The 23,438-nt window shown below is 69.3% G+C and carries 30 protein-coding genes; 10 read left to right on the top strand and 20 right to left on the bottom strand.

Going from position 1 to position 23,438, the window contains the following annotated elements; translation table 11 throughout:
* Positions 1 to 9: 9 nt before the first annotated feature.
* Positions 10 to 477, bottom strand: coding sequence for a Fur family transcriptional regulator (locus OP79_RS29270; RefSeq protein WP_245685489.1), 468 nt, complete (start codon positions 475 to 477; stop codon positions 10 to 12).
* A 16-nt stretch (positions 478 to 493) separates the two neighbouring features.
* Positions 494 to 1,069: a heme-binding beta-barrel domain-containing protein gene (locus tag OP79_RS29265; RefSeq protein ID WP_033324402.1), complete on the bottom strand. Its 576-nt coding sequence runs from the start codon at positions 1,067 to 1,069 to the stop codon at positions 494 to 496.
* A 270-nt stretch (positions 1,070 to 1,339) separates the two neighbouring features.
* On the opposite strand from OP79_RS29265, the gene OP79_RS29255 reads away from it, so the two are divergent.
* Positions 1,340 to 1,702, top strand: a complete 363-nt coding sequence (locus OP79_RS29255; RefSeq protein WP_033324398.1) for a DsrE family protein — start codon at positions 1,340 to 1,342, stop codon at positions 1,700 to 1,702.
* A gap of 6 nt (positions 1,703 to 1,708) precedes the next feature.
* On the opposite strand, the gene OP79_RS29250 is transcribed toward OP79_RS29255, so the two are convergent.
* The 9 genes from OP79_RS29250 to OP79_RS29215 form a co-directional block, all read right to left on the bottom strand.
* A complete protein-coding gene (locus tag OP79_RS29250) occupies positions 1,709 to 2,092 on the bottom strand; it encodes a VOC family protein (RefSeq protein ID WP_033324396.1) in 384 nt (127 codons plus the stop codon).
* A gap of 25 nt (positions 2,093 to 2,117) precedes the next feature.
* Positions 2,118 to 2,384: a DUF3099 domain-containing protein gene (locus OP79_RS29245; RefSeq protein WP_033324394.1), complete on the bottom strand. Its 267-nt coding sequence runs from the start codon at positions 2,382 to 2,384 to the stop codon at positions 2,118 to 2,120.
* A 135-nt stretch (positions 2,385 to 2,519) separates the two neighbouring features.
* On the bottom strand, positions 2,520 to 2,807 hold the full coding sequence (locus tag OP79_RS29240) for a DUF1416 domain-containing protein (RefSeq protein WP_033324392.1): 288 nt from the start codon (positions 2,805 to 2,807) through the stop codon (positions 2,520 to 2,522).
* 37 nt (positions 2,808 to 2,844) lie between these two features.
* Complete coding sequence (locus OP79_RS29235; RefSeq protein ID WP_033324390.1) at positions 2,845 to 3,690, bottom strand: sulfurtransferase; 846 nt, start codon at positions 3,688 to 3,690, stop codon at positions 2,845 to 2,847.
* 155 nt (positions 3,691 to 3,845) lie between these two features.
* A complete protein-coding gene (locus OP79_RS58620) occupies positions 3,846 to 3,929 on the bottom strand; it encodes a putative leader peptide (protein ID WP_352376456.1) in 84 nt (27 codons plus the stop codon).
* Positions 3,930 to 4,159: 230 nt separating this feature from the next.
* On the bottom strand, positions 4,160 to 4,909 hold the full coding sequence (locus OP79_RS29230; protein ID WP_033324389.1) for an LmeA family phospholipid-binding protein: 750 nt from the start codon (positions 4,907 to 4,909) through the stop codon (positions 4,160 to 4,162).
* 170 nt (positions 4,910 to 5,079) lie between these two features.
* Positions 5,080 to 6,336, bottom strand: a complete 1,257-nt coding sequence (locus OP79_RS50600; RefSeq protein ID WP_425428623.1) for a hypothetical protein — start codon at positions 6,334 to 6,336, stop codon at positions 5,080 to 5,082.
* A gap of 188 nt (positions 6,337 to 6,524) precedes the next feature.
* Complete coding sequence (locus OP79_RS29220) at positions 6,525 to 6,779, bottom strand: MoaD/ThiS family protein (protein ID WP_033324387.1); 255 nt, start codon at positions 6,777 to 6,779, stop codon at positions 6,525 to 6,527.
* 61 nt (positions 6,780 to 6,840) lie between these two features.
* Complete coding sequence (locus OP79_RS29215; RefSeq protein WP_033324386.1) at positions 6,841 to 7,716, bottom strand: alpha/beta hydrolase; 876 nt, start codon at positions 7,714 to 7,716, stop codon at positions 6,841 to 6,843.
* A 245-nt stretch (positions 7,717 to 7,961) separates the two neighbouring features.
* Here OP79_RS29215 and OP79_RS29210 point away from each other — a divergent pair, with 245 nt between their 5' ends.
* The 6 genes from OP79_RS29210 to OP79_RS29185 all read left to right on the top strand — a co-directional run bounded on the left by OP79_RS29210 (position 7,962) and on the right by OP79_RS29185 (position 13,689).
* Complete coding sequence (locus OP79_RS29210; protein WP_033324384.1) at positions 7,962 to 8,780, top strand: winged helix-turn-helix transcriptional regulator; 819 nt, start codon at positions 7,962 to 7,964, stop codon at positions 8,778 to 8,780.
* A gap of 23 nt (positions 8,781 to 8,803) precedes the next feature.
* On the top strand, positions 8,804 to 9,823 hold the full coding sequence (locus OP79_RS29205) for a LacI family DNA-binding transcriptional regulator (protein WP_078492074.1): 1,020 nt from the start codon (positions 8,804 to 8,806) through the stop codon (positions 9,821 to 9,823).
* 141 nt (positions 9,824 to 9,964) lie between these two features.
* Positions 9,965 to 11,128: a S1C family serine protease gene (locus tag OP79_RS29200; protein WP_033324380.1), complete on the top strand. Its 1,164-nt coding sequence runs from the start codon at positions 9,965 to 9,967 to the stop codon at positions 11,126 to 11,128.
* A 27-nt stretch (positions 11,129 to 11,155) separates the two neighbouring features.
* Positions 11,156 to 11,362: a hypothetical protein gene (locus OP79_RS29195; protein WP_033324378.1), complete on the top strand. Its 207-nt coding sequence runs from the start codon at positions 11,156 to 11,158 to the stop codon at positions 11,360 to 11,362.
* Between the two features lie 126 nt (positions 11,363 to 11,488).
* Positions 11,489 to 12,223 carry a response regulator transcription factor gene (locus OP79_RS29190; protein WP_033324377.1) on the top strand — a complete coding sequence of 245 codons (735 nt, stop codon included), beginning with the start codon at positions 11,489 to 11,491 and terminating at the stop codon, positions 12,221 to 12,223.
* Positions 12,220 to 13,689 (top strand): sensor histidine kinase, encoded by a 1,470-nt coding sequence (locus OP79_RS29185; RefSeq protein ID WP_033324375.1) that lies wholly within the window; start codon positions 12,220 to 12,222, stop codon positions 13,687 to 13,689. Before OP79_RS29190 ends, OP79_RS29185 begins: the two co-directional genes overlap by 4 nt.
* Here the strand turns inward: OP79_RS29185 and OP79_RS29180 are convergent.
* From OP79_RS29180 to OP79_RS29155, 6 genes are all read right to left on the bottom strand, one after another.
* Positions 13,664 to 14,023, bottom strand: coding sequence for a hypothetical protein (locus OP79_RS29180; protein WP_033324373.1), 360 nt, complete (start codon positions 14,021 to 14,023; stop codon positions 13,664 to 13,666). The two genes, OP79_RS29185 and OP79_RS29180, sit on opposite strands and share 26 nt — an antisense overlap.
* Entirely contained in the window at positions 14,020 to 14,325 is a 306-nt protein-coding gene (locus tag OP79_RS29175; RefSeq protein ID WP_245685488.1) for a DUF6247 family protein, read from the bottom strand. Before OP79_RS29175 ends, OP79_RS29180 begins: the two co-directional genes overlap by 4 nt.
* A gap of 89 nt (positions 14,326 to 14,414) precedes the next feature.
* Positions 14,415 to 14,675, bottom strand: coding sequence for a hypothetical protein (locus OP79_RS29170; RefSeq protein ID WP_051745000.1), 261 nt, complete (start codon positions 14,673 to 14,675; stop codon positions 14,415 to 14,417).
* Positions 14,676 to 14,954: 279 nt separating this feature from the next.
* Positions 14,955 to 15,293, bottom strand: coding sequence for a DUF6247 family protein (locus OP79_RS29165; RefSeq protein WP_033324369.1), 339 nt, complete (start codon positions 15,291 to 15,293; stop codon positions 14,955 to 14,957).
* 34 nt (positions 15,294 to 15,327) lie between these two features.
* A complete protein-coding gene (locus OP79_RS29160) occupies positions 15,328 to 15,531 on the bottom strand; it encodes a DUF397 domain-containing protein (RefSeq protein WP_033324368.1) in 204 nt (67 codons plus the stop codon).
* Entirely contained in the window at positions 15,528 to 16,355 is an 828-nt protein-coding gene (locus OP79_RS29155) for a helix-turn-helix domain-containing protein (RefSeq protein WP_033324367.1), read from the bottom strand. The genes OP79_RS29160 and OP79_RS29155 overlap by 4 nt, the downstream gene beginning before the upstream one ends.
* A 138-nt stretch (positions 16,356 to 16,493) precedes the next feature.
* Between OP79_RS29155 and OP79_RS52255 the strand changes: the two genes are divergently transcribed.
* Both OP79_RS52255 and OP79_RS29150 read left to right on the top strand, forming a co-directional pair.
* Positions 16,494 to 16,823: a hypothetical protein gene (locus OP79_RS52255; RefSeq protein ID WP_078492072.1), complete on the top strand. Its 330-nt coding sequence runs from the start codon at positions 16,494 to 16,496 to the stop codon at positions 16,821 to 16,823.
* Complete coding sequence (locus OP79_RS29150; protein WP_033324365.1) at positions 16,820 to 17,113, top strand: hypothetical protein; 294 nt, start codon at positions 16,820 to 16,822, stop codon at positions 17,111 to 17,113. The genes OP79_RS52255 and OP79_RS29150 overlap by 4 nt, the downstream gene beginning before the upstream one ends.
* A 244-nt stretch (positions 17,114 to 17,357) precedes the next feature.
* Here the strand turns inward: OP79_RS29150 and OP79_RS29145 are convergent, their stop codons facing one another.
* Positions 17,358 to 18,464 carry a CU044_5270 family protein gene (locus OP79_RS29145; protein ID WP_033324364.1) on the bottom strand — a complete coding sequence of 369 codons (1,107 nt, stop codon included), beginning with the start codon at positions 18,462 to 18,464 and terminating at the stop codon, positions 17,358 to 17,360.
* The gene (locus OP79_RS29140; RefSeq protein WP_033324363.1) at positions 18,461 to 19,138 is read right to left on the bottom strand and encodes an RNA polymerase sigma factor; all 678 of its coding nucleotides are present in this window, start codon (positions 19,136 to 19,138) and stop codon (positions 18,461 to 18,463) included. Before OP79_RS29140 ends, OP79_RS29145 begins: the two co-directional genes overlap by 4 nt.
* Positions 19,139 to 19,452: 314 nt before the next feature.
* Here OP79_RS29140 and OP79_RS29135 point away from each other — a divergent pair, with 314 nt between their 5' ends.
* Positions 19,453 to 21,222 (top strand): immunity 49 family protein, encoded by a 1,770-nt coding sequence (locus OP79_RS29135; RefSeq protein WP_342669560.1) that lies wholly within the window; start codon positions 19,453 to 19,455, stop codon positions 21,220 to 21,222.
* Between the two features lie 258 nt (positions 21,223 to 21,480).
* Here the strand turns inward: OP79_RS29135 and OP79_RS29130 are convergent, their stop codons facing one another.
* Complete coding sequence (locus OP79_RS29130) at positions 21,481 to 23,436, bottom strand: helix-turn-helix domain-containing protein (RefSeq protein ID WP_033324361.1); 1,956 nt, start codon at positions 23,434 to 23,436, stop codon at positions 21,481 to 21,483.
* Positions 23,437 to 23,438: the final 2 nt, after the last annotated feature.

The following is a 23,438-nucleotide window of genomic DNA, read 5'->3' as shown; positions in this document are numbered from 1 at the left end:
TTGCGCCTTTTATTTCCTGCTCGCGCTCTTGCCCGCGCAGTCCTTGCACCGGCCGAAGATCGCGAAGTGCTTCATATCGGTGTCGAACCCGAAGCTCTCCCGCAGCTTCGCCGTGAAATCGGCGGCGACCGACACATCCGCCTCGATCACGTTCCGGCAGTCCCGGCACACCAGGTGGAGATGGTGATGACGGTCCGCGAGATGGTACGTGGGCGCGCCATGCCCGAGGTGGGCGTGCGAGACCAGCCCGAGCTCCTCCAGGAGCTCCAGCGTCCGGTACACGGTGGAGATGTTGACCCCCGACGCCGTCTTCCTCACTTCCACGAGGATGTCGTCGGGCGTCGCATGCTCAAGCGTGTCCACAGCCTCGAGCACAAGCTGCCGCTGCGGCGTCAGCCGATACCCGCGCTGCCGCAGATCACTCTTCCAGTCAGTGCCTTCGGCGCTGCTTCCGGTGCTGCTTCGAGTGCTCACCACACCTGAAAGTCTAGAGCTACTTGAAGAAGGCGATCCCGTCGTCCGGCATGTCGTCCGGGAGGGCTCTGGCCCAGCGTTCGACGTCCTCAGGGGACACGACCTTCTTGAGCTGGGCGGACATGTAGGGGCGGAGCGGCACCTCGGGGGTCTGCTTCTCGCCGACCCACATGAGGTCGCTCTTGACGTAGCCGTAAAGGCGCTTGCCGCCGCTGTACGGGCCCGAGGCCGCCGTGCGCGCGACCGCGTCCGTCGCCAGGTCGATCTGGGGCTTCTTGTCGGCCAGCTCGCCGTACCAGACCTCGACGACGCCGTCGTCGCGGACCATCACGACCTCGACCTTGCGGTCGGAGTCGATGCGCCAGTAGCCGGTCTCGGTCTCCAGCGGCTTCACCTTGTTGCCCTCGGAGTCCAGGACCCAGGTGCGCGAGTGGTACTCGAGGAAGTCCCGCCCGTCGTGGCTGAAGCTGACTTCCTGGCCGAAGTTGCACTTCTCGGCACCGGGGAAGTCATGGACACCCGCGCCGGTCCAGCTGCCGAGCAGGAAGGCCAGGGGGACCAGGTCCTTGTGGAGGTCGGACGGGATCTCGATCATGATCAGCTCAGAAGTCTCGTACGTGGGTGATGGGGGGCGTCCGTGACAGCGCTCAGCGCTGGCCCTGGTACAGCTTCTTCACGGTCAGCCCGGCGAAGGCGAGAACGCCGACGCAGACCAGCACGAGCAGAGCTTCGAAGAAGATCGTAAGCACGGGGTGCTCCTTGGATGAGCGAGGTTGGGCGGTGGGGCCGTACACAGAGCCGGGCTCCAGCTTACGCGGCCACGGTCCGGGGCTCGGTGGGAGGTGGCGCGACTAGGCTTCGTCCCATGGCGAAGAAGCTCGTGATCAAGGTGACGGCCGGGGCCGATGCTCCCGAGCGGTGCTCGCAGGCGTTCACGGTGGCGGCGGTCGCCGTGGCCAGTGGGGTGGACGTCTCCCTCTGGCTGACCGGCGAGTCGGCGTGGTTCGCGCTGCCGGGCAAGGCCGCCGAGTTCGAGCTGCCGCACGCGGCTCCGCTCCCCGATCTGCTCGAGTCGGTGCTGGCCGGCGGCCGTCTCACGCTGTGCACCCAGTGCGCGGCCCGGCGCGACATCACGGAGAAGGACGTGATCGAGGGCGTACGGATCGCGGGGGCGCAGGTCTTCGTACAGGAGGCGCTGGCGGACGACACCCAGGCGCTCGTGTACTGAGACGCCCTACTCCGGCGTCTCCACCCAGAGGCAGAAGGGGTGCCCCGACGGGTCCAGCAGCACCCGTACGTCGTCCTGTGGCTGATAGTCGGCGAGCGTGGCGCCCTCGGCGACGGCCCGCGCCGTCTCGCCTTCCAGGTCGTCGACCTCGATGTCGAGGTGCAGCATCATCTGCTGGTCGCCGGGTTTGCGGGTGGGCCGGACGGGCTGGACGTACTCGGGCTCGGTCTCGAAGGCGAGCGAGACACCATCCCCGTCCGTGGGCCCGATGAGTACCCAGTGAGGCTCGTCCGCGCATACCTCGTACCCGAGCAACCGCACGTAAAAATCGGCCAGTTGATGCGCGTCGTGCGCATCGAGCACCACGGTGGACACCTTCGTACGAGTCATGGGCCTGTTCTAGCGGCGGCGCTGCTTACCGTCCAGGCCGTCGCTTCTTGCCGTCCAGCTCGTCCCACCACTCGTCGGACTTCGGGTCCCCGGAGGGGTCGTCCCACCAGCGGTCGTCCGGGCCGCGCCGGTTGGCCACCATGGCCGCGAGCGGCGGAATCACCATCGCCACGACGCACATGCCGATGGCCACGGGCATCGACCAGAGCCGCACGACTCCCCAGGCGAGGACGAAGAGGCCGATGCACGTGCCCATCATCGCGAAGTAGGCGTGACGCCGTCGTGCGTACATACATCCAGCGTAGGTCCGGAGATGCGGGCAAGCCGAAGGGCCGCACCCCGATCAAAAGTGGTGGCGTCCAACCCCCAGGGGTGCGGCCCTTCAGCCGTTCATACGGTGTGTGCCGTCAGACCGTTCAAACGGCGATCAGACGGCGATCGCGACCTCGGCAAGACCGCCCGTCTGGGCCACGACCGTGCGGTCCGCCGTGCCGCCCGGGACGAGGGCGCGTACGGTCCACGTGCCCTCGGCCGCGTAGAAGCGGAACTGTCCGGTCGCCGAGGTCGGGACCTCGGCGGTGAACTCGCCGGTCGAGTCCAGCAGGCGGACGTAGCCGACCACGGGCTCGCCGTCCTTGGTCACCTGGCCCTGGATGGTGGTCTCACCGGGCTTGATCGTCGAGGCGTCCGGGCCGCCGGCCTTCGCTCCACACATGTGCTGCTCCTGAAGAGGTAGTTGAAAGGTCGGGGGCTTACTTGTTGGCGCCGAGCTCGATCGGCACGCCGACGAGGGAGCCGTACTCGGTCCAGGAACCGTCGTAGTTCTTGACGTTCTCGACGCCGAGCAGCTCGTGCAGGACGAACCAGGTCAGGGCCGAGCGCTCACCGATGCGGCAGTACGCGATGGTGTCCTTGGCGAGGTCGACCTGCTCCTCGGCGTAGAGCTCCTTGAGCTCGTCGTCCGACTTGAAGGTGCCGTCGTCGTTGGCGTTCTTGGACCACGGGATGTTGCGGGCGCTCGGCACGTGGCCGGGGCGCTGCGACTGCTCCTGCGGCAGGTGGGCCGGGGCGAGCAGCTTGCCGCTGAACTCGTCGGGCGAGCGGACGTCGACCAGGTTCTGCGCGCCGATCGCGGCGACGACGTCGTCACGGAACGCGCGGATCGAGGTGTCCTGCGGCTTGGCCTTGTACTCGGTCTTCGGGCGGTTCGGCACCTGGGCACCGTCGACGAGGTCGCGGGAGTCCAGCTCCCACTTCTTGCGGCCGCCGTCGAGGAGCTTGACGTTCTCGTGGCCGTACAGCTTGAAGTACCAGTAGGCGTACGAGGCGAACCAGTTGTTGTTGCCGCCGTAGAGGACGACCAGCGTGTCGTTCGCGATGCCCTTCTCCGACAGGAGCTTCTCGAAGCCCTCCTGGTCGACGAAGTCACGGCGCACCGGGTCCTGGAGGTCCTTGGTCCAGTCGATCCGGATCGCGTTCTTGATGTGGTTCTTCTCGTACGCGGAGGTGTCCTCGTCGACCTCGACGATGGCGACCTTCGGGTCGTCCAGGTGGTCCTGGACCCAGTCTGCGTCTACCAGGACGTCGCTGCGGCTCATGCTCTTTCTCCTCCGGGGCAGTTGCGGCGGGGCGGTGCGTCGATGAGGGGGTGCGGTACGCGCATGACAGCGGAGGCGTACGTGGCGCACGGGGGTGGCCCTGACGTGGTGAGAGCGTCAAAGAGCCCGGGGATCGCGGAAGTCGGCGCTTCCGCTCAGAAGGTGCGACAGAGCATGGCGGCGACACGGCACAGGTCTACTGCCCGCCGCTTCGTCAGATCCGCCTGCTGTCGCTTCATGGGGTCGATCGTAGGGAGGGTGGGGGTGGCATGTCACCGGCGTGTCGGATGGTGAGACGCGATTGTCCGCGATACGGGATGACGGAGCGGCAGGAGTCGTGTTCGTGCGGCCGTTGCGGGCTCGTCACCTTCAGCACATCTGTTTCGCGGACGGGGGCGTCTCGCCTTTCGGACAACAGGTCCGTCCGTACGGGTTGCCCTCGTACGGCCCGTCGTACTCCCCTGCCGTACTACCCGACGAGCGAGACGTCCGAACCCCGCACCGTGATGTCGACGCCGTTCGGGGCCGCCTCGACCTTGTCGAGCTTGATGCCGCCGGGGAGGCCGTCGATGCGCTGCTGGAAGTCGGTGACCGTGCGGGCCTTGTCCTCGGCGAGCTGGACGCCGAGGTTGGGGAGCGCGTCGGCGCGTGCCGTGACGGTGTCGCCCTTGACGCCGATCGTGCTCAGTACGGAGACCGGCTGGGGGAGCTTGGCGCCGAGCACGGTGGCCTCGACCTCGACCTTGATCTTGCCGTTGCCGCCGTCGGAGAGGCCGACGACCTCGGCGGTGACTCCGTTCGTGAGCTGTACGGGTTCGGACTTGGCGGCCTTGAGGAGTTCGTCGTACGAGATCGTGGCCGTGCCGGTGGCCGAGGCCGCGGTGGCGGAGCTGTAGTTGCTTGAGAAGGCGACACCGCGCATCTGGGCGGTGAGGTCGTCGATACGGATCTTGTCGGGGCCGGTGTTCTGCGCGGTGCCGCCGGTGTCCGCCTCGAGGTTCTGGATGCCGACCTCGACCTCGTCGAGTTCGCCGCCGACGACCTGGGTGAGGAAGGGGAAGCCCTTGATCGACACGCTGGGTGTGCCGGCCAGGCCTTCGCTGGTCCGCAGCTTGTCCGCCGCCTCGTCCTCGGCGAAGCCGACGGCCACGCGGTCGGCGATGACGAAGAGTCCGCCCAGGATGACGGTGACGATCAGAAGTATTCGCAGTGCGCGCATGTCTTGGTGTTCCCCCACCTCGGCATCGACGGCCTCCGGTGGCCGTCGAGCGAGGGTAACTCGGGTGGGGGGCCGGTCGTCGCGGACGAGGTGAGTTGTCGATCACCTGTGACAGGTGGGGAGTTGGGGGACCTGGAGGTTTTCGCCCCGCCTCGGCCCGGCGCTCCGCCTCAGCCCAGCGCCCTGCCCAGCAGATAGACCGCCGGAGCCGCTGCCGCGAGCGGAAGGGCGACTCCCGCCGTGAAGTGGACGAAGCGGGACGGGTAGTCGTAGCTGGCGACTCTGTGGCCGATCAGGGCCGAGGCGCCGGCCGCGGCACCGAGGAGGGCGCCGCCCGTGCCCAGGTCCGTCAGGGCGCCCAGTCCCAGGCCCATGCCCGCCGCCGCCAGCAGGGCGGCCAGCAGTGACGCCGGTGTCGGGAGGGGAAGCGCGCGGGCCAGGATCGCCGCCGCCACCGCCGCCCCGCCCACGGTCACCGCGTCCGCAGCCGCCGCGAGATGCCCCGTCGCGACGATGGCCAGCGCCGCGGAGGCGACCGTGGCCATCAGGCCGTACATGCGCTCGTCGGGTTCGGCGTGGCTGCGGAGTTGGAGGACCAGGGCGAGCAGGACCCAGACGCCGAGGGTGCCGAGGATGGCGGCGGGGGCGTTCTCGCGGCCGGCCGTGAGCAGTACGGCGTCCGCCGTGAGCGCGCCCGCGAAGGCCACCGCGATGCCCTGCCGGGCGGGCCACATGCCGTTCAGCCGGAACCAGCCCGCCGCGGTCACCGCCTGCAGGATCACGAGCGGGACGAGGAGTGCGTACTCGCCGATCGCCGCCGTTCCCGCGAGCAGCGCCCCGAGCACCGCCGTCAGTACGGCCGGCTGCCCGCCCGGTTCGATGATCGGCGAACGCCCTTCGGCGCGGGCGCGCTGGGCGTCGGTGACCCGGGGGTTGCCGGTGACGGTGGGCGGTCCGTACGCGGGGGCGGGGTCGGGGGCCGGGGCAGCCTGATCGCCAGCTGTCGCCGACGGGGGTGCAGTTGGGGGCATGGGTGCAGGTGCGGATGTGGGCGCGAAGTCCCCGTACGCGGGCCCCTGCACAGGCCCGTGCCCGTGCCCGTACCCCTGGCCCTGACTCTGGCCCTGGTTCGCGTGGTTCCAAGCCGGAGCCGGAGGCTGGGCTCCGTACCCCTGAGACCGCTGGTCAGGCGCCGGAACCTGAGCCGCATACCCCTGAGCCCCGTACCCCTGGGACGGCTGGTCCGACGCCGGAGCCGGAGCCCCGTACCCGGACGCCGGTCCCTGAGCCCCGTACCCCGACGCCTGGACCCCGTACCCATGCCCCGTCCCGTACACCGGCTCTGCCGGAGCCTGACTCGGAGCCGGAGCCGGCGTCGGACCCGCAGCCGGAGCCCCGGCCGGAGGAGCAGCCGCCGCAGGACGCACATGCGTCTGCGTCTCCCAGGTCTGCCCCTCCCACTGCTGGGTCTGGTGCTGCGCGTCCTCGTCGGACTGCTGCTGCCCGGGCCAGCGGGGCTGCTGCTGAGGTGAGCCGTGCCCTTCGTGCGGCCCTCCCCCACTCTCGGCCTCGCTCGAGCGGGGGGACCCCCACTGCTGGTTGCTCATGATGCCCGTCACCCTCCTGCGAACGGCGGGAGCACCTCGACCGTGCCGCCCTCGGCCAGCCGTACCGTCTCATGTCCGCGGGTGCCCACGGGGTCACCGTCGATGAGGAACGAGCATCGCCGCAGGACGCGGACGAGTTCGCCGGGGTGTCGCTCGCGTGCCGCGTCGAGCGCCTCGGCGAGGGTCTCCGCCTCGTACGGCTCCTCGGCGACGCCGGCGGCGGCCTTGGCGGCGGCCCAGTAACGCACCGTGCCCTGTGCCATCACGTTCCTCGATCGGTGAGTCAGCGGGTGTCGGTCCATGGTGACGGTCGACACGGACAGGCTAGTCCGACGCGGATGCCGCCCACGCACCGATCCGCCCCAGCAGCGCATCGTCGGCCGCGTGCTCCGCGTGCCCCATGCCCGCCTCCAGCCACAGCTCGGCGTGGCCCTCGCCCGCGGCGGCCAGCATCCGGGGGTGGTCCAGCGGGAAGTAGCCGTCCAGTTCGCCGTGGACGATCAGCAGGGGTGTGGGGGCGATCAGCGGGACCGACTCGACCGGGGAGAGCGGGACCGGGTCCCAGTCGCGGTGGTGGATCCGGGTGCGCAGGCCGTAGCGGCTGATCGTGCGGCCCAGCGGGCGGGTCACCACCCAGTGCAGTCGCCGCATGGGTGCCGTACCCCGGTAGTACCAGCGCGCCGGGGCGCTCACCGACACCACCGCGTCCGTATACGCTCCCGTGCGCCCCACCTGCCCCTGCTGCTCCTGCCCCGGCCCCCGGCGGTGCATCGCCGCGTGCCGCAGCACCACGGATCCGCCCATCGAGAAGCCGACCGTGACGACGCGGGTGTGGCCCAGCTCTCGTGCCCAGGCGACCGCCGCCGCCAGGTCGAGCACCTCGCGGTCGCCCACCGTGGAACGCCCGCCGGAGGCTCCGTGCCCCCGGAAGGAGAATGTGACGACGGCCGCGTGCTGCGCGAGGACGCCTGCCACCCGGCGTACGTGCGGCCGGTCGAGATCCCCGGTGAAACCGTGCGCGACGACGATCGCGAGCTCGTCGGAAAAGGAGGCCGACGTGCGCTTTCCGGGCTCGTAAGAGGCGTCGATCGTGACCCCGTCGACCGTGCGCAGAAACCTTCGCCGCTCGGCTCGCCGGGCTGTCTCAAGTAGTGGACGATTAAAAGATCGCGTCACATGACCTGCCGGACCTTGGTTCATGTGGGCTATTCTGCTGGGTATGAGGACTCGGGCAGCGTAGCCCCCGAGTCCTTTTGCGCTTTCTGGAGCGCTGTATACGAACGCTGTATACGGCGGGAAAACGCAGCCGCGGCGCCCAGGGGCGCGGGAGCCGCAACAGTACGGAAGCAGTGCCGCAAACGTCCTCGCAGGGACCGAGGAGGAACCAGACGTATGGGCGAGCGAATCAAGCACGACCGCAAGACGAACCGGGTAGGTGGGACACGATGAGCTCTCTGCTGCTCCTGACCAATGCCCTTCAGCCGTCGACGGAGGTGCTTCCCGCTCTCGGCCTGCTTCTGCACAACGTGCGAGTGGCTCCGGCGGAAGGCCCCGCTCTCGTCGACACCCCTGGTGCCGACATCATCCTGATCGACGGCCGCCGTGATCTGCCGCAGGTGCGCAGCCTGTGCCAGTTGCTGCGGTCGACCGGTCCCGGCTGTCCGCTGATCCTCGTCGTGACGGAGGGCGGCCTCGCGGCCGTCACCGCCGACTGGGGCATCGACGACGTGCTGCTCGACACCGCCGGTCCGGCGGAGGTCGAGGCGCGGCTGCGGCTGGCCATGGGCCGCCAGCAGATCGTCAACGACGACTCCCCGATGGAGATCCGCAACGGCGATCTGTCGGTGGACGAGGCGACGTACAGCGCCAAGCTCAAGGGCCGGGTCCTGGACCTGACCTTCAAGGAGTTCGAGCTGCTGAAGTATCTGGCCCAGCACCCTGGTCGCGTTTTCACCCGCGCCCAGCTCCTCCAGGAGGTCTGGGGCTACGACTACTTCGGCGGTACGCGCACGGTCGACGTCCACGTACGGCGGCTGCGCGCGAAGCTCGGTCCGGAGCACGAGTCGCTGATCGGAACCGTCCGGAACGTCGGTTATCGATTCGTTACGCCGGAGAAGCTGGACCGCACCGCGACCGAGCCGAAGGCCCCGGCAACCCAGCCAAAGCCGGAGGATACGGACGAGACGGCGCATCTGGACGCCACCTCGGACGCCGAGCTCACGGCGGAGGACGAGGAAGCCGCCGTACGCCCTGCCCAGAGGTAGGTCCATCCGCGTAGACTCCGCGCGTGGCAAAGGTGACTCGGGATGATGTGGCGCGACTGGCGGGTACTTCCACCGCCGTCGTCAGCTACGTCATCAACAACGGACCCCGGCCGGTCGCCCCGGCCACGCGCGAGCGTGTACTCGCCGCGATCAAGGAGCTGGGGTACCGGCCCGACCGGGTCGCCCAGGCCATGGCCTCGCGGCGGACGGACCTCATAGGCCTGATCGTGCCGGACGCGCGCCAGCCGTTCTTCGGCGAGATGGCGCACGCGGTCGAACAGGCCGCCTCCGAGCGCGGAAAAATGGTGCTCGTCGGCAACTCCGACTATGTCGGCGAGCGCGAGGTCCACTATCTGCGGGCCTTCCTCGGGATGCGGGTCTCCGGGCTGATCCTCGTCAGCCACGCCCTGAACGATCTGGCCGCCGCCGAGATCGAGGCCTGGGACGCCCGGGTGGTGCTGCTGCACGAGCGCCCCGAGGCGATCGACGAGGCCGGGGTCGTGACGGACGACATAGGCGGTGCCCAGCTCGCCACCAGCCATCTCCTGGAGCACGGTTACGAGTACGTGGCCTGTCTGGGCGGCGTCGCGGAGACCCCCACCGTCGGTGACCCGGTCTCCGACCACGTCGAGGGCTGGCGGCGCGCGATGCACGAGGCCGGGAAGTCCACGGAGGGTCGCCTCTTCGAGGCGCTCTACAACCGCTACGACGCCTACCAGGTCGGCCTGAAGCTGCTGGCCGGGCCGAACCGCCCGCCCGCGATCTTCTGCTCCACCGACGACCAGGCGGTCGGCATCATGCGGGCGGCGCGCGAGTTGCGTATCGACGTGCCGGGCGATCTGGCCGTCGCCGGCTTCGACGACATCAAGGAAGCCGCGCTCACCGACCCACCGATGACGACGGTCGCCTCGGACCGCTCGGCCATGGCCCGCGCGGCGGTCGACCTGGTCCTCGATGACGGCCAGCGGATCGGCTCCCGGCGGGAGCGGTTGAAGCTGTTTCCGTCGCGGCTGGTGGTACGACGGTCCTGCGGTTGTGACTGAGGCCGCCAGGACCGGCGTACGACGTCCGCCAGAACCCCTGTTTCACCGGCCGGGCGGCTTTATATCGGACAAACGCGGTTCTGGCGGACTTCTCAGGTAGCCCTCAGGGACCTCTCATGCTTGCGCGCCAAGCTCTGAGTCATGACCGAGAGCTTCCGCCGCAACGGCGAGTACCCCCAGGGCGAACAGCAGCAGCACCAGTCCGCGTACTCCCAGCAGGAGCACGCCACCTCACAGCAGGAGTCCTCCGCGTTCGCGGGACCCTCCGCGGGCACCCCCGTGAATCCGGAGTGGCCGCCTCCGCCGGCGTACGAGCCGCCGTACACCCCCGGCCCGACGCACAGCCCGGGCCCGGCGCACGACCCGTCGCAGCACGCTGCCGCCCCGACCGCGCTCCTCACCGAGCCGGTCTCCCCCGCCGCCTCCCGCCGCAGGCGCGCCCGGGGTCCGCTGGCGCTGCTGGCCGCCGTGGCGATAGCCGCCGCTGCCGTGGGCGGCGGCACCGCGTACGCCTTCCAGGAGCTGACCGGTGGCAACGACGTCGCCGCGACCAGCACCACCACGAACGTCGTGCCCACCGCCCAGAAGGGCACCGTCGCCGGGGTCGCCCAGGCGGTCAGCCCGAGCATCGTCGAGATCAACGCGACCTCGTCGGTGGGCGAGTCCACCGGGTCCGGCGTGATCATCACCAGCGACGGCGAGATCATCACCAACAACCACGTCGTCTCCGGCGCCGACTCGATCAAGGTGAGGACGAGCGACGGCAAGTCGTACTCCGCCGAGGTCGTCGGCACCGACAGCAAGAAGGACCTCGCGCTGATCAAGCTGCAGGACGCCTCCGGGATGAAGACCGCGACGCTCGGCAACTCCGACGGCGTCAAGGTCGGCGACGAGGTCGTGGCGATCGGCTCCCCCGAGGGCCTGACCGGCACGGTGACCAGCGGCATCGTCTCCGCGCTCAACCGTGACGTCACCGTCTCCACGGAAGAGGACCAGGGCCAGGGCCAGGGCGGCGGCAGCGGCCAGTGGCCGTTCGGTTTCGGCGGCCAGGAGTTCAACGGCGACACCGGTTCGTCGACGACGACGTACAAGGCGCTCCAGACGGACGCCTCCCTCAACCCCGGCAACTCCGGCGGCGCCCTGATCGACATGAACGGCAACATCATCGGCATCAACTCCGCGATGTACTCGCCGGCTTCGGCCACCTCGTCGAGCGCGGGCAGCGCCGGCCTCGGCTTCGCCATCCCGATCAACACCGTCAAGTCCGACCTGAGCACGCTGCGGGCCGGCGGCTCCGACAGCTGAACCCCCTCCGACCGGTAGGAGTACGTCATGATCAAGCAGGTTTCGCACACGGCGACCGGCACCGACCCGGCCGGGTTCGCCCTGGCCCTTGAGGTGGCGTACGCACTGCACGCGCCGCAGACGCGGGCGCCGGAGGTGTCTGTGGCCCCCCAGATGATGGGCCTGCGCGTCACTGCCGCCCGCCCGCACCGCCGCAAGGTGCCGCTGAACCGGCTCACGACGCTGCGCGGCTGATCCCGCCCGGCTCCTCCCACCCTTTACGCGCCCACCGGGAACCATGCGAGGCTGACAGCGTTCAACACCTTCAGTCGTCCCATGTCATCCCATGTCGTCCCACCGCATCCGAGGAACCCGAAGCCCATGAGCCCCGCCGAAGGCGACCGTGACATCCAGCGCATCCTGATCGTCGACGACGAGCCGGCGGTGCGTGAAGCACTCCAGCGCAGCCTCGCTTTCGAGGGATACGACACGGAGGTCGCGGTCGACGGCGCGGACGCCCTGGAGAAGGCGACCGCGTACCAGCCCGACCTGGTCGTCCTCGACATCCAGATGCCCCGCATGGACGGCCTGACCGCCGCCCGCCGGATGCGCGGCGCCGGCACCACTACGCCCATCCTCATGCTCACCGCCCGCGACACGGTCGGCGACCGCGTGACCGGGCTCGATGCCGGCGCCGACGACTACCTGGTCAAGCCCTTCGAACTCGACGAACTCTTCGCCCGTATCCGCGCCCTGCTGCGCCGCAGCTCGTACGCGGCGTCCATCGCGGGCGCCACCCAGGACGACGAGGCCATGACCTTTGCCGACCTCCGCATGGACCTCGCCACGCGCGAGGTCACGCGGGGCGGGCGGCAGGTGGAGCTCACCCGCACGGAGTTCACGCTCCTGGAGATGTTCATGGCGCACCCGCGCCAGGTCCTCACCCGCGAGCAGATCCTGAAGGCGGTCTGGGGCTTCGACTTCGAGCCCTCCTCCAACTCCCTTGACGTGTACGTCATGTACCTGCGCCGCAAGACCGAGGCGGGCGGCGAGCCGCGCCTCGTGCACACGGTGCGGGGTGTCGGATACGTGCTGCGATCGGGTGGCGCGGAGTGAAGGGAGCCCCGAAGGTCGTACGGCGCCTGCGGTCGCTGCCGATTCGCTCGCGCTTGGCGTTGCTGGTGGCGGCGGCGGTGGCGTTCGCGGTGGCGGCGGTTTCGGTGGCTTGTTGGTTTGTTGTGCACGAGAAGTTGTACGACGAGCTGAACGACGATCTGCGGGCGAAGGCGAGCAGGTCGCTGGAGTTCACCGACATCCAAACAGGGCTCAGTACCTGTCCCGATGCGCCGTCGAGACCGGCCGGTTGGCAGCAGCCACCCGACTACTACTTCCAGCTGGTGAAGGCGGACGGTACACCCTGCGTCGCCTGGAACTCGCGGGGAAAGGTGAATGTCGTCAGCAGTGACACCGAGGTGATCGGAGACACCGAACACGGCCGGGAGCAATTCCGCGATGGCACGGACAGCGAAGGCCAACCCGTGCGCGTGCTGACCATGCCGCTGGTCATCGATGTGGGCCCCGGCGCTCGGACCGTGTCCGACGACGCCGCCTTCCTCATCGCCTTCCCCCTCAAGAGCACCGAGTCCACCCTCAACGAACTGGCCCTTCTCCTCCTGGCCGTCTCCGGTATCGGAGTAGTGGGCGCGGGAGCCGCCGGCCTGTGGGTCGCCCGAGCAGGCCTCCGCCCCGTCGACAATCTCACCGAAGCCGTAGAACACGTGGCCCGGACCGAGGACCTCACGATCCGCATCCCGGTGGAGGACGACAGCGAGGACGAGATCGCCCGCCTGTCCCGCTCCTTCAACTCGATGACCGCGTCCCTGGCTTCCTCCCGCGACCTGCAACAGCAACTGATCGCGGACGCCGGCCACGAACTCCGTACGCCCCTCACCTCACTCCGTACGAACATCGAACTCCTCAGCCGCAGCGAGGAGACGGGCCGGGCGATCCCGCCCGCGGACCGCAAGGCGCTCCTGTCCTCCGTGAAGGCCCAGATGAGCGAACTGGCGTCCCTGATCGGCGACTTGCAGGAACTGTCCCGCTCGGACTCGGGCCAGCAGGGCGACCGCGTCCAGGTACTGGACCTCCAGGAATCGGTGGAGTCGGCGCTGCGCCGCGCCCGCCTGCGCGGCCCCGAACTGACGATCACGGCGGACCTCCAGCCCTGGTACGTACGCGCCGAACCGACGGCGTTGGAGCGAGCGATAGTGAACGTCCTCGACAACGCGGTGAAGTTCAGCCCGGACGGCGCCACGATCGACGTAACCCTCAAGGCCGGCGAACTGACGGTCCGAGACCACGGCCCCGGCATCCCCACCGAGGACCTTCCCCACGTCTTCGACCGTTTCTGGCGCTCCCCGTCGGCCCGCGCGCTGCCGGGCTCGGGGCTCGGCCTGTCCATCGTGGCGCGTACGGTCCAACAGGCGGGCGGCGAGGTGACTTTGACGCCGGCGGAGGGCGGCGGCACGGTGGCTACGATCCGGCTGCCGGGGGCGTCTACTCCTCCGCCGGAGGTTCCGTAGGAAGTTCGTAAACCTGCCAGAAGACCTCCACCACCATGAGCTGCGGATCCGCAGAGCGTGGAACGAAGGTGTAGACCAGCCAGCCATTGTGGTTGTCGAAGTACACGATGCGCGGACCCTTGGGATCGCTGGACCGTACCGGCTCGACGTACATGGTCTCCGGGAGGTCCCGATCGGTGTCGATCCCACGGAAATACGGGTCCTTCGCGGTGACAAGCTCGGCGCGAACCTCGTCAACCATCTTCCGCACATGCTCCGGCAGTGCATCACAGCTGGCGAGGGCATCGAGCCGCCAGTCCATCTGCCAGGGCGGTCCCATGAACTCGTCGGTCACTCGCCAGGCTCCAAGTCCCGCATGCTGTAGCGAATCTTCGCCACCTCTTCGAGGAGTGCCTGAGCCTCAGCGAAGTCAGCGGTTTCCGCCGCACGGTGATGCAGATCCCTCACGTGAGCGTCGAGCTCCGGATCACGTGCAATTGCGTATTCGCACCACCAGCGAGCGAAGAACGCGGACACGGGACCAATGTCATACGTGTCACCGATCGCCCGCCTCCAGTGCCTGTCGAAGTCGGGGAGGAGCTGGGGGGCGTCCTCGGCGATGGCCCTGCGCAGCGCCTTCGGGGTCCGCTCCGGCATGGGGGGCACGATCGGATCGGGTCCCGCAGCGTGGGCAGCCATGACCGTTGTCCTCCTTCGACGCGCCGTGTCTACGACCATAGCCGCGCTCACCGTCCCCGCGCGGTCTGTCCGCGCACCGGCTCTGCCGGAGACGGCAGGCCCTGGGCGCGGGTCTTCTCGGCGGCCAGGGCGTACAGGTTGGCCCGTACGTCCGGCCCTTGAGCGAGTTCCTCGTCGGCCAGCGGACAGCCCATCCGCTCGCGCAGTGCCTCGCGCACTGTCTCGCGAATCGCGGCGACCCGTTCGGCGAGCCGAGCGGCGGTGAGCTGCTGAGCCGCCGAGGGGTCTCTGGTCGTGATCTCTGCCATGAACTCACCGTGACGGGACCACGCGCCTTCCCGTCACGGTTTCTCATCCACTTCACCCGATGGTGTTCACACCCGCCTCGCCCTTGACTACGCCGTCGCCGGAGGGCGACCTCGGGGGCAGGGCTGTTGCGCGAGCTTGTGACACTTACACGTGTAAGTGTCACAAGCTCGCGCAACAGCCCACCCACCCCCACCCCTCAGCAGACGACGCGGTCTGAGCCCTGGACACCGTGCTGGACCCTCCAGCCCATCTGCCGGCGCGGCCCTATAAGCCCTCAGTCACTCGCCGGGCTCCAGTTCTTGGACCCGGTAGTGGATCTTCGCCGCCTCTTCGAGGAGGGCTTTGGCTTCTGCGATGTCGGTGCACTCGTACGCGGCCCGGTGCTCGAGATCGCGAACATGCGCGTCCAGTTCGGGATCGCGGGCGAGGGCGTACTCACCCCACCAGAGGGCCATGAACGCAGGCACCGGACCGATGTCGTAGGCGTCGGCGATCGCCCACTTCCAGTGCGCGTCGAAATCCGGGAGGAGCTTGGGCGTGTGCTGGGCGATGGCCCTGCGCAGCGCCTTCGGGGTCCGCTCCGGCATGGGAGGGACGACCGGTTGGGGTTCGCTCATGGTCAAGGCGTGGCTGCGCAGCTGAGGTCGGGGATCACGCGGTCTCCTTCACGCCGCCCACGAACGCGGACCACGATGACGTTCCGAAGACCAGCACGCCACCCTCCGGGGCCTTGCTGTCGCGGACGGGCACTATGCCGGGGTAGCCGTCGGCGACCTCAAGGCAGTTGTTGGCTCCCCCGTCGCTGTAGCTCGACTTGCGCCAAGTGGCGGCCTTGAAGTCGGGGGTATGCATCATGATCTGTGCTCCTCCAGTACGTCCCTGATGAACGTCAGCGAGTCCGACGGGGACAGCGCCAGATCCCGGAGCCGATCGTAGGACAAGCGGTGGCGCAGAACGTCCTCCGGATCGTCCATCAGCAGACCGCTGCTGTCACCTTCCGTGTATGCGACAGCACTTCCGTTCTTCTGCCACAACAGGGTCAGCGATCCCTTCCCCATGAGGTGGTGGATCCCGGCCGAGAACGGCAACACCTGGACGACGACGTTGGGCCACTGCGCCACGGCCTCGATGTGCAGCAGTTGGCTTTCCCAGGTCTCCGCGCTGGCCGACGGACGGCGGAACGCGAGTTCGTCGATGGTGAAACGGACGTCGGGCGCCGGGTTCCTGCGCAGTAGGAGCTGTCGTCCCAGGCGGGCGGCAACCTGCTCCTCGACCACCTCGGTGTCCTTAGGTGTTGTCTGAGGCTCAGACAACACCTCGCGGGCGAAGTCTTCGGTCTGCAACAGCCCAGGTACGTCCGGCGTGTACACGCGCATGACCCGCGCTGTCGCTTCCAGCCGCATGTACTCCTTGCACTTGTCCTTGAAGGCGTCGATCCGTGCCACCCTCCAGTGACTAACCAGCAGGTCACCGCACCCGTAGTACCCATCCAGGTCCTCCACGACCGTCACCTTGGACAGCCGCTCCCCCGACTCCAGCCGACTCAGGTAGCTCTTGTCGTACCCGGTCTCCTCGGCCAGTTGCCCCAGCGACTTCCCGGCCTGCTCCCGCAGGAACTTCAGCGTCCGCCCGAGCACAGCGCGGCCCGACTCCCGCTCCGCGTCAACGACTTCGCCCACGTCACCCCTCCCCGTTGCCTGGCGCGCCAGACAACACCGAACCTCTTCCGCAGCGTACGCCGCACCTGTGACGATCGAGACACGAACGGTAATCACCGCTCGTCACGACGACGCCAACCGGCAAGAAAGAGCGCCGACATGAGCACACGTATCGCCGAACTCTGCGAGTCACTGCTGCGAGCCCTGCTACGCGTACTACTGCCCGCACGAGGCCGCCACCGAGCGGCCTCGCCCCAACCGCCCTACAGGGAAAGGCCGTTGGCGACTCCCCCGCCGCCTTGCCCCCACCGCCCCCTCGGCGTATGGCCCTACGGGCACAACACCCATCTCGTACGGCCCTACCTCCTCGCCCTAGAGGGGCGTCGCGAACGGCAATTGCAACGCCAACGTCGCCGCGCACTCTGGCTGGCCGTACAGGGCATCGACGTCGGCCCCCGCCACATCCACGGAGTGGAGCTCCCCGCATGACGACCCTCCGTCTGCTGCCCTGGACGACCCCCGAGGGCAAGCCCTGCTACCTCAGCACCGACAACGACGAGAGCCGACTCTCCCTGCTCGCCGACGACGTAGAAGCAGCCCAACTCCACTCCGGGGAACAGGTACTCGCAGGAGCCAAAGCGGTGCTCGTGGACGCCAAGGCCGGCGAACGAGCCGTGCGCTTCGCGCTCACGAGGGCGGTGGAGTCCCTGGGGGACGTACTCCGTATCGCGGCCAGCCGAGGCACACGCATCCCGATGACCGATTGCCGAGGCGAGTAACCCGTGATCATGGCCCACGAGGTGGATCCCAACTCCTGTGAGAGAACGCCGGAAGCGAGCGGGAGGTAGCACCGGGGGATCCCGGTCCGGTTCGCGTAGGGGCGACGTGGCGTTGAGCCCGGCCGCGGGCGGCGACACGGTGGCGACTGTCCGGTTACCCGGCACCCCGACACCGCCGCCCGCACTGGACCGAACCGGACCGAGTCAGACCGGAGCAGACTGACGCGGCCCGGAAGGGCCGGTCTCAGCCCGCCTGTGACGGTGTCTGCTTCATGTCGTCGACCACGGCGCGGTTCTTGATGGCCATGGTGAAGGTCACCGTGCCGGGCTTCATCAGGGCGTCCACTCCCTTGAGCTGCTTCACCTGGACACTGCGCGAGCCAAGGTAGACATGGGTCTTCTTGTCGAAGATCCACTCCTCGCGCTGCCCACTCGTCTCGTCCAGCCGGGCCACCGCCACCCCGTGCCGGCCGGCCGCGTCCACCGCGTCGTCGACGGCGACCACGCCCGGAATCCTGGCGGCGGCCTCGAACAGCGCCGAGTAGAGCTCCGGCGGCGGGTAACTCTCACCGAGCAGGTCACCGATGGTGGCGAAGGCCTGCTGATCGGGGGAGTTCCCCTGCCCCTTGGTCTCCTTGTAGATCTTGGCCAGCAGTGCGTCGGGGTCGGTGGTCAGCTTGGCCAGGTAGTCGTACGACGGGCCGCCCAGATCCGCCTTCGGGGTGTTGCCCTGCTCGTCGGGCAGGCTCAGGGTCTCGCCCTCCGGGCTGTCGTTGACGGCGGGGTCGATCAGCCAGCCCTTGACGCCGTCCGGGGAGTTCCAGATCTGGCGGCGGTGGAGTTCGTGGCTGGCCAGGCTGGTCTTGTCGTCGACGGTCTTCAGGAAGGTGTCGGCCACCACGGACTCGATGTAGATGTACTGGCCGGGCTTGACGGTCGGGTGGTCGCTCTCGGCCGCCGCCAGTGAGATCTGGTCGAGCAGCTGGGGCACGCCCTTCGTGGTCGCGGTACCGAGGTCGGTGGTCAGGGCGGGTCCGGTGGCGACTCCGCTCTCCCGCACCCCTTCGCCACCGCCGAATGTCACCATCCCGGCGACGACCACCGCGGACAGGGCGGCCGCCATCGCGGGCAGCGTGACCGCCGGGCGCGGCAGCCGGAATCGCCGTGCCTTCTCCGGGGATGCCGTCGCCGTCGTATGCGCTTCCCGCCGGGCCTGCTCGTGGATCTGGGCCATCATGCGCTCCCTCTGGAATTCATGGCGGCCCGTCGGCAGGTCACGCGCCGTCTGGGCCAGGAGCTGTGCCTCCTGGTCCCACTCGGCAGGGTGCTGCCGGGACGTGTTCGCGTTCATCGGTTTCCTTCCTGTGCGGGCCGGATCGCGTTCATGTGTTCGCCTCTTGTCTGTCGGGCGGGGCGCGGTCCTTCCCGATTCCCGCGAACTTTCTTGAGTGCGACTTCCGGGGCGGTGCGGGCCAACTCTCCTTCGTATGACGTCAGTTGGGCCTCGGCGATGGCCCGTACCTTCTTGCGGGCGCGGGAGAGCCGGGAGGCGACGGTGCCCACCGGAATGCCCAGCGCCTCCGCCGCGGCCTCGTAGTCCAGGCCCTCTCCCAGGCAGAGCGCGATGACCTCACGCTCAGGCCTGCGCAGAGCGGCCAGCGCGGTGAGGGCGGCGGCGAGGCGGTGCCGGTCGTCGACGCGGTCGGCGACCTCCTCGGCGTGGTCGGGCACGGAGAGTTCCGCCGCCGCGGCGGCGTTCGCGGCACGGCGGTAGCGCCGGTTGCTGCGGTACTGGTTGCGCGCCATGTTCGTGGCGATGCCCAGCAGCCAGGGCCGTAGGGAACCGCCCTCGGGATCGACTCTGTCCCGCAGCCGCCACGCCTCCATGAAGGTCGCGGCCATCACGTCCTCGGCCGTCGACCAGTCCGCGGTCAGCCGGAACGCGTGGTTGTAGACCGCACGGGAGTACGTGTCGAAGAGCTCGGCGTAAGCGCTCGAATCCCCGGCCCGTACCCGGGTTCGCATATGAGTGGTCACCTCTATGAGCTGTACGGCACGAGGCACCGCCTTCCCGTGACGTGCGTCACAAGGCGGTTGGGGCGGTTGGAGGTGCCGGGTCTGCCCGCCCGGAACGGGCCCTGCGAGCCTCGTACGTCGCCTCCGCGATTTCGTACATCAACTGTCCGTTGGGGACATGGCTGTTGCGCGAAGTTGTGACACTCACACATACAAGTGTCACAACTTCGCGCAACAGCCCACCCACCCCACCCACAAAGACCGCTGCCGACGCGATCTAGGCTGGGGCCGGATCTTGAACAGGGGGACAGGGGGAGCGGGCAGTGCAGGTGGAGCGAATAGAGCGGCACAAGGTCGGTGAGGCGGCGGTCTCGGCCGTACGCGAGGACTTCACCAACCGCATCGGCTCGCAGGTCCGGTCGATGTCGAAGGCCGGGCCGGTGACGGCGTACGAGTGGTGGATGCTGGCCGAGGAGTTCGTCGACTACCTGGGTGCGCTCTCCGTCGAGACGCCCGATCTCCACACCCCGGAGGCGAAGGCGGTGTTGCAGGACGCCGCCGAGGCCGCCGCCGGAGCCGTGGCCTACGCGGCGTACTACCCGCACAACCACTTCCAGGTCTTCCTCAACTACGTCAACTGGGGCATGGTCTACGACGCCGGGTCCGAGGGCAGCCCCGAGCCGGTCACCGCTGCCAAGTGGCTCGACGCCTTCTGCCTGGCCGTTCTCGCCGACAAGGCCCAATGGCACGGCGAGGCCTTCCACTTCGCCCGCGAACATCCCCAGAAGGGTCGGGCCGGACACCCCGACGCCGAACTGATCAACGGCTTCATGGCGTACGTCATCGGCGACACCGGCGACGACGACGCGAACCACCCGCCGTCCCGCGAGGAGAAGCTCGCCGCGATCGACGCGGCCGTCGAACGAGTGCGGTCCCTCGATGCCGAGAGCGCCGGAAACCTCACCGACCATCCGGACAGCATCGGCCTGCACGCGCTGCGCGCGCTGACCGCCGGCGACCAGGACGAGTTCGGGAGGGCGGTCGTGCGGCTGCTGCTCCCCCTGACCGACATCCCCGGTCCGGGAGCACGTCCGAACAGCCTGCTGCCGCTGCTCCCCCTCGCGCTCACAGCACTGGCGTACCGTCGCGAGGGCTGGCCGTCCCCCGTCGACACCGGCTACCTTCCGTACGCGCTGATCACCGGTTTCGAGACCGCGCCACCGAGGGTGGGTGCGTACGGCCGTGACCGGCGCGCGGACGCGATCACCGAACTGGCCCACGGTGTGGTCGAGTTCGAACGTCCCGTGGATCCGCAGCCGCTGACCCTCGAGAGCGCGGCCCAGTTCGAGCGGTTCACCAGGGAGGCCTTCACGCCGGTGCCCGGCGAGCAACTCGCCGTCTGGCAGCTGGCTCACGCGATGACCGACCAGGAGATCCTCTTCAAGACCCGCGCCTCGCACTCCGCCGACGTCACGGACCTCCAGCTCGGAAACCTGCGGCTCGCCGCGGAGCTGGGCGCCGCGCTCTTCCGTACGACGCTCGCGGAACCCGGCACCGACGTCGAGGTGACGATCGACGGTACGACGGTGAGGTATCCCGCGGGCCTCGACGAGGAAGCCGGGCCGGACTCCTGGCACAAGGCCGTCGACTTCGCCCTGATCACGGGCCGCCGCGAGGACCTGGCACCGCTGGTCCTCGCCGGCCCGACGTGCGCCCGCAAGGACGGTTCCCTCTTCGCCTCGTACCGCGAAGCCCTGCACGACTACCTGCGCGGCGAGGACCCGGAACCCGCCACGGACCGCGCGCTACGGGACTGCGAGAAGGCGAAGAACCAGACCTTCCTCCCGCCCCCGGCCGTCCTCTTCTCCCAACTCGTCGAGGGCGACGAGGAAAGCTTCAACCTGGCCCTTCTGGACGCCCTCGAAGCCCACCGCGACCACCACCGCATCGCCGACCGCGCCACGGACTGCGACGCCGCGATCAACCTGGACATCCTGGCCCTGACCTGCCATGCGCGTCGCCGGGGGTGGAGCGTCAAAGTCGCGTCGCCGTATTTGCCGGCGCGGATCCTGGGGGCGGCGGAGCCGTTCTAGCTGACGCGGCGAACCGACCGCCCGCCGCGCCCCCCTGGCCCCCCTCGGGCCCGCCTCATCGTCCGTATGTCCGGAGCGGAGTGACTCACTCCGCTCCGGACATGCGTTCCCCCGATTCCCCCGGCAGAGGAACGAACGTCGCTCACGCTAGGGACAGTCGACGATCCGTACCACGTCACGTGCGCACAGTTACCTGGAGTAGCTCCCCTACCGGTGCACCGGAGGCACCCGTCACGCACAACGGGACGGGCGAACGTGTCAGCCGTGCACGGGTCGGCTCGGCAGCAGAGGCCGGCCCGTGGTGGCGTGGAGGGCGAAGGCCAGGGGGCGTACGCCGCTCAGTACGTGTTCGTCGGTGTCCGGGAGGCTGTCGGCGTCCAGGTCCAGGGTCAGTTCGCGTTGGATGAGGGGGGCGGCGGTGCGGAGGTGTGCGCGTACCGTCACCGGGGACATGTCGAGAGCCGTGGCCGTCGACTCCACGTGGGTGTCGTTCTCCAGCCAGGCGCGCAGGGTGCGCGGAAGGTCGCGCGGGTCGTCCGTCAGCGGGCGCAGGAACGACTCCGCCCAGGCCCGCACCTCGGGTACGGACACCATCGCCACGAAGTCGGCCTCCGGGTCGGTCGACAGGTCGTCGTGGCCGTGCGCGATGACTATCTTGAGGGCCGCCGAGACCACCACCTGGTTCAGGACGCGGTCGCGGTCGAGGCCGAGCAGGTCGAAGCAGGTGTTGATGCGGTGCGTCACCGTGTTGCGGTGGATGCCCAGCAGACGGCCGGCCGCCTTGTGGCGGAGTTCCAGGCCCAGGTCCAGGGTGCGAAGGAGTTGGTCGCGGCGGCTCATGGGGAGGGTCAGCAGGGGGTGCAGCAGCGTTCCGGCCCAGCGGCGCGCCGTCTTCGGGGGCAGGACGTCCACGAGATGCATCCGCTCCTCGGCGAGCGCGACCCGGTCGGGCAGTTGCCCCGCCACCGCGAGGGCGGTACGGGCCTCCTCGTAGGCGTCGGCGACCTCGCCGAGCTCGTGCGTCCGGCTGCCGCCCATACGGTGACTGGGCAGCGAGGCGACGATCCGCCGCAGCGCTTCGGCCGTGTCGGAAGGGTCGGAAGGGTCGTACGGGTTCCCCGGCTCGTACGACTTCCCAGGGTCGCCGTCGCGCGCCGGGTCGACCACGATCAGATGGTTGAAGGCCGGGCAGCGCACCAGCAACGCGTGGTCGGCGACCGCGCGTTCACCGAGCCGGGCGGTGATCTCCCGGTCCTCCTCCGCGCAGTCGATCACGTAGACCCGTATGGACTCCATGTCCAGCAGCCCGGGAGCGAGCGGAGCCATCACCCGCTGGGCGGCGGCCTCCTCGCCGATCATGAGGAGCTGGAAGGCGCTCAGCCTCAACTCCCGTTCGGCGTGGGCCACTTGGTGGTGGCGTCGGCCGGCCTGGTCGATCAGGCCCAGCACCTTGGCCGCGTGCCGCGTCAGATCGGTCCCGGCATCGTCGAACGGGCGGCTCGCGGCGACCGCAAGGACCGTGCCCGAACCCCCGCCTGCCAGCGGCACGAACCTCGTGTTCGGTGACAGGGCGCCGTACGGCTCCACACTCCGGCCGACGAGCAGCGGCGCGAACGTCCCCGGCGCCGTTTCCGGCGAGGCGGCCAGTACACCCCGCTGCGAATCGCTGACCAGCACCTCCGCCTCCAGCGCCGCCGCCAGCCAGTCGGCGACCCGCTGCATCACCGTCACGTCCGCGTCGGCGAGCCGGTCGGGAAGCCGGTTCAGCAGGGCGGCGAGCTGCTCGGCCTGCCACTCCGCGTGCCGGCGGCGGTACTCACGCAGCCGCGGGGCCAGGTCGCTCCACTCCTGAAGCGTCTTGGTCGTGGTCAGCAGCGGTACGTTCCGCCTGCCCGCCGAAACGCGGATCGCCGCCGGAACGGCCGCGGCCCCGTGCCGGCCGACGGCCACGACGAGCGCCGTGGCCCGCTGCCGCGCCAGCTCGCGCACCAGCCGCTCGGCCGCCTCCTTGCCCCACTGCCGGTCGGCGGGCCCGTCCCCGAACGGGCGGATCACCACCAGCTCGTCGCCCACGTCCCCGAGCGGATCCCGGTCCCACGAGGTCCCCGGCAGCACCCGTACCGCATCGACGACCCGGTCGGCGGCCGGTGGACTGCCGTCGACGACACGCAGCGAGAAGTCAGGCTCCGCGCACAGGTCACCCAACGTGAGCATGA

The organism is Streptomyces yerevanensis (assembly GCF_000716805.1).
Lineage (GTDB): Bacteria > Actinomycetota > Actinomycetes > Streptomycetales > Streptomycetaceae > Streptomyces > Streptomyces flaveus.
Note: the sequence above shows the minus strand (reverse complement) of the source record. Positions and strands in the feature narration are given on the sequence as shown.

What these genes read in the sequence shown, in the direction of transcription:
- OP79_RS29175 (WP_245685488.1), bottom strand. Translation starts at nt 14,325, where the DNA reads ATGCCGGAGCGGACCCCGAAGGCGCTGCGCAGGGCCATCGCCGAGGAC.
- OP79_RS29165 (WP_033324369.1), bottom strand. Translation starts at nt 15,293, where the DNA reads ATGAGCGAACCCCAACCGGTCGTCCCTCCCATGCCGGAGCGGACCCCG.
- OP79_RS29220 (WP_033324387.1), bottom strand. Translation starts at nt 6,779, where the DNA reads ATGGCACAGGGCACGGTGCGTTACTGGGCCGCCGCCAAGGCCGCCGCC.
- OP79_RS29255 (WP_033324398.1), top strand. Translation starts at nt 1,340, where the DNA reads ATGGCGAAGAAGCTCGTGATCAAGGTGACGGCCGGGGCCGATGCTCCC.
- OP79_RS29130 (WP_033324361.1), bottom strand. Translation starts at nt 23,436, where the DNA reads ATGCTCACGTTGGGTGACCTGTGCGCGGAGCCTGACTTCTCGCTGCGT.
- OP79_RS29230 (WP_033324389.1), bottom strand. Translation starts at nt 4,909, where the DNA reads ATGCGCGCACTGCGAATACTTCTGATCGTCACCGTCATCCTGGGCGGA.
- OP79_RS29150 (WP_033324365.1), top strand. Translation starts at nt 16,820, where the DNA reads ATGACGACCCTCCGTCTGCTGCCCTGGACGACCCCCGAGGGCAAGCCC.
- OP79_RS29215 (WP_033324386.1), bottom strand. Translation starts at nt 7,716, where the DNA reads ATGAACCAAGGTCCGGCAGGTCATGTGACGCGATCTTTTAATCGTCCA.
- OP79_RS29190 (WP_033324377.1), top strand. Translation starts at nt 11,489, where the DNA reads ATGAGCCCCGCCGAAGGCGACCGTGACATCCAGCGCATCCTGATCGTC.
- OP79_RS29210 (WP_033324384.1), top strand. Translation starts at nt 7,962, where the DNA reads ATGAGCTCTCTGCTGCTCCTGACCAATGCCCTTCAGCCGTCGACGGAG.
- OP79_RS29195 (WP_033324378.1), top strand. Translation starts at nt 11,156, where the DNA reads ATGATCAAGCAGGTTTCGCACACGGCGACCGGCACCGACCCGGCCGGG.
- OP79_RS29140 (WP_033324363.1), bottom strand. Translation starts at nt 19,138, where the DNA reads ATGCGAACCCGGGTACGGGCCGGGGATTCGAGCGCTTACGCCGAGCTC.
- OP79_RS29145 (WP_033324364.1), bottom strand. Translation starts at nt 18,464, where the DNA reads ATGAACGCGAACACGTCCCGGCAGCACCCTGCCGAGTGGGACCAGGAG.
- OP79_RS29160 (WP_033324368.1), bottom strand. Translation starts at nt 15,531, where the DNA reads ATGATGCATACCCCCGACTTCAAGGCCGCCACTTGGCGCAAGTCGAGC.
- OP79_RS29245 (WP_033324394.1), bottom strand. Translation starts at nt 2,384, where the DNA reads ATGTACGCACGACGGCGTCACGCCTACTTCGCGATGATGGGCACGTGC.
- OP79_RS29170 (WP_051745000.1), bottom strand. Translation starts at nt 14,675, where the DNA reads ATGGCAGAGATCACGACCAGAGACCCCTCGGCGGCTCAGCAGCTCACC.
- OP79_RS29265 (WP_033324402.1), bottom strand. Translation starts at nt 1,069, where the DNA reads ATGATCGAGATCCCGTCCGACCTCCACAAGGACCTGGTCCCCCTGGCC.
- OP79_RS29240 (WP_033324392.1), bottom strand. Translation starts at nt 2,807, where the DNA reads ATGTGTGGAGCGAAGGCCGGCGGCCCGGACGCCTCGACGATCAAGCCC.
- OP79_RS29200 (WP_033324380.1), top strand. Translation starts at nt 9,965, where the DNA reads ATGACCGAGAGCTTCCGCCGCAACGGCGAGTACCCCCAGGGCGAACAG.
- OP79_RS29250 (WP_033324396.1), bottom strand. Translation starts at nt 2,092, where the DNA reads ATGACTCGTACGAAGGTGTCCACCGTGGTGCTCGATGCGCACGACGCG.
- OP79_RS58620 (WP_352376456.1), bottom strand. Translation starts at nt 3,929, where the DNA reads ATGAAGCGACAGCAGGCGGATCTGACGAAGCGGCGGGCAGTAGACCTG.
- OP79_RS52255 (WP_078492072.1), top strand. Translation starts at nt 16,494, where the DNA reads ATGAGCACACGTATCGCCGAACTCTGCGAGTCACTGCTGCGAGCCCTG.
- OP79_RS29235 (WP_033324390.1), bottom strand. Translation starts at nt 3,690, where the DNA reads ATGAGCCGCAGCGACGTCCTGGTAGACGCAGACTGGGTCCAGGACCAC.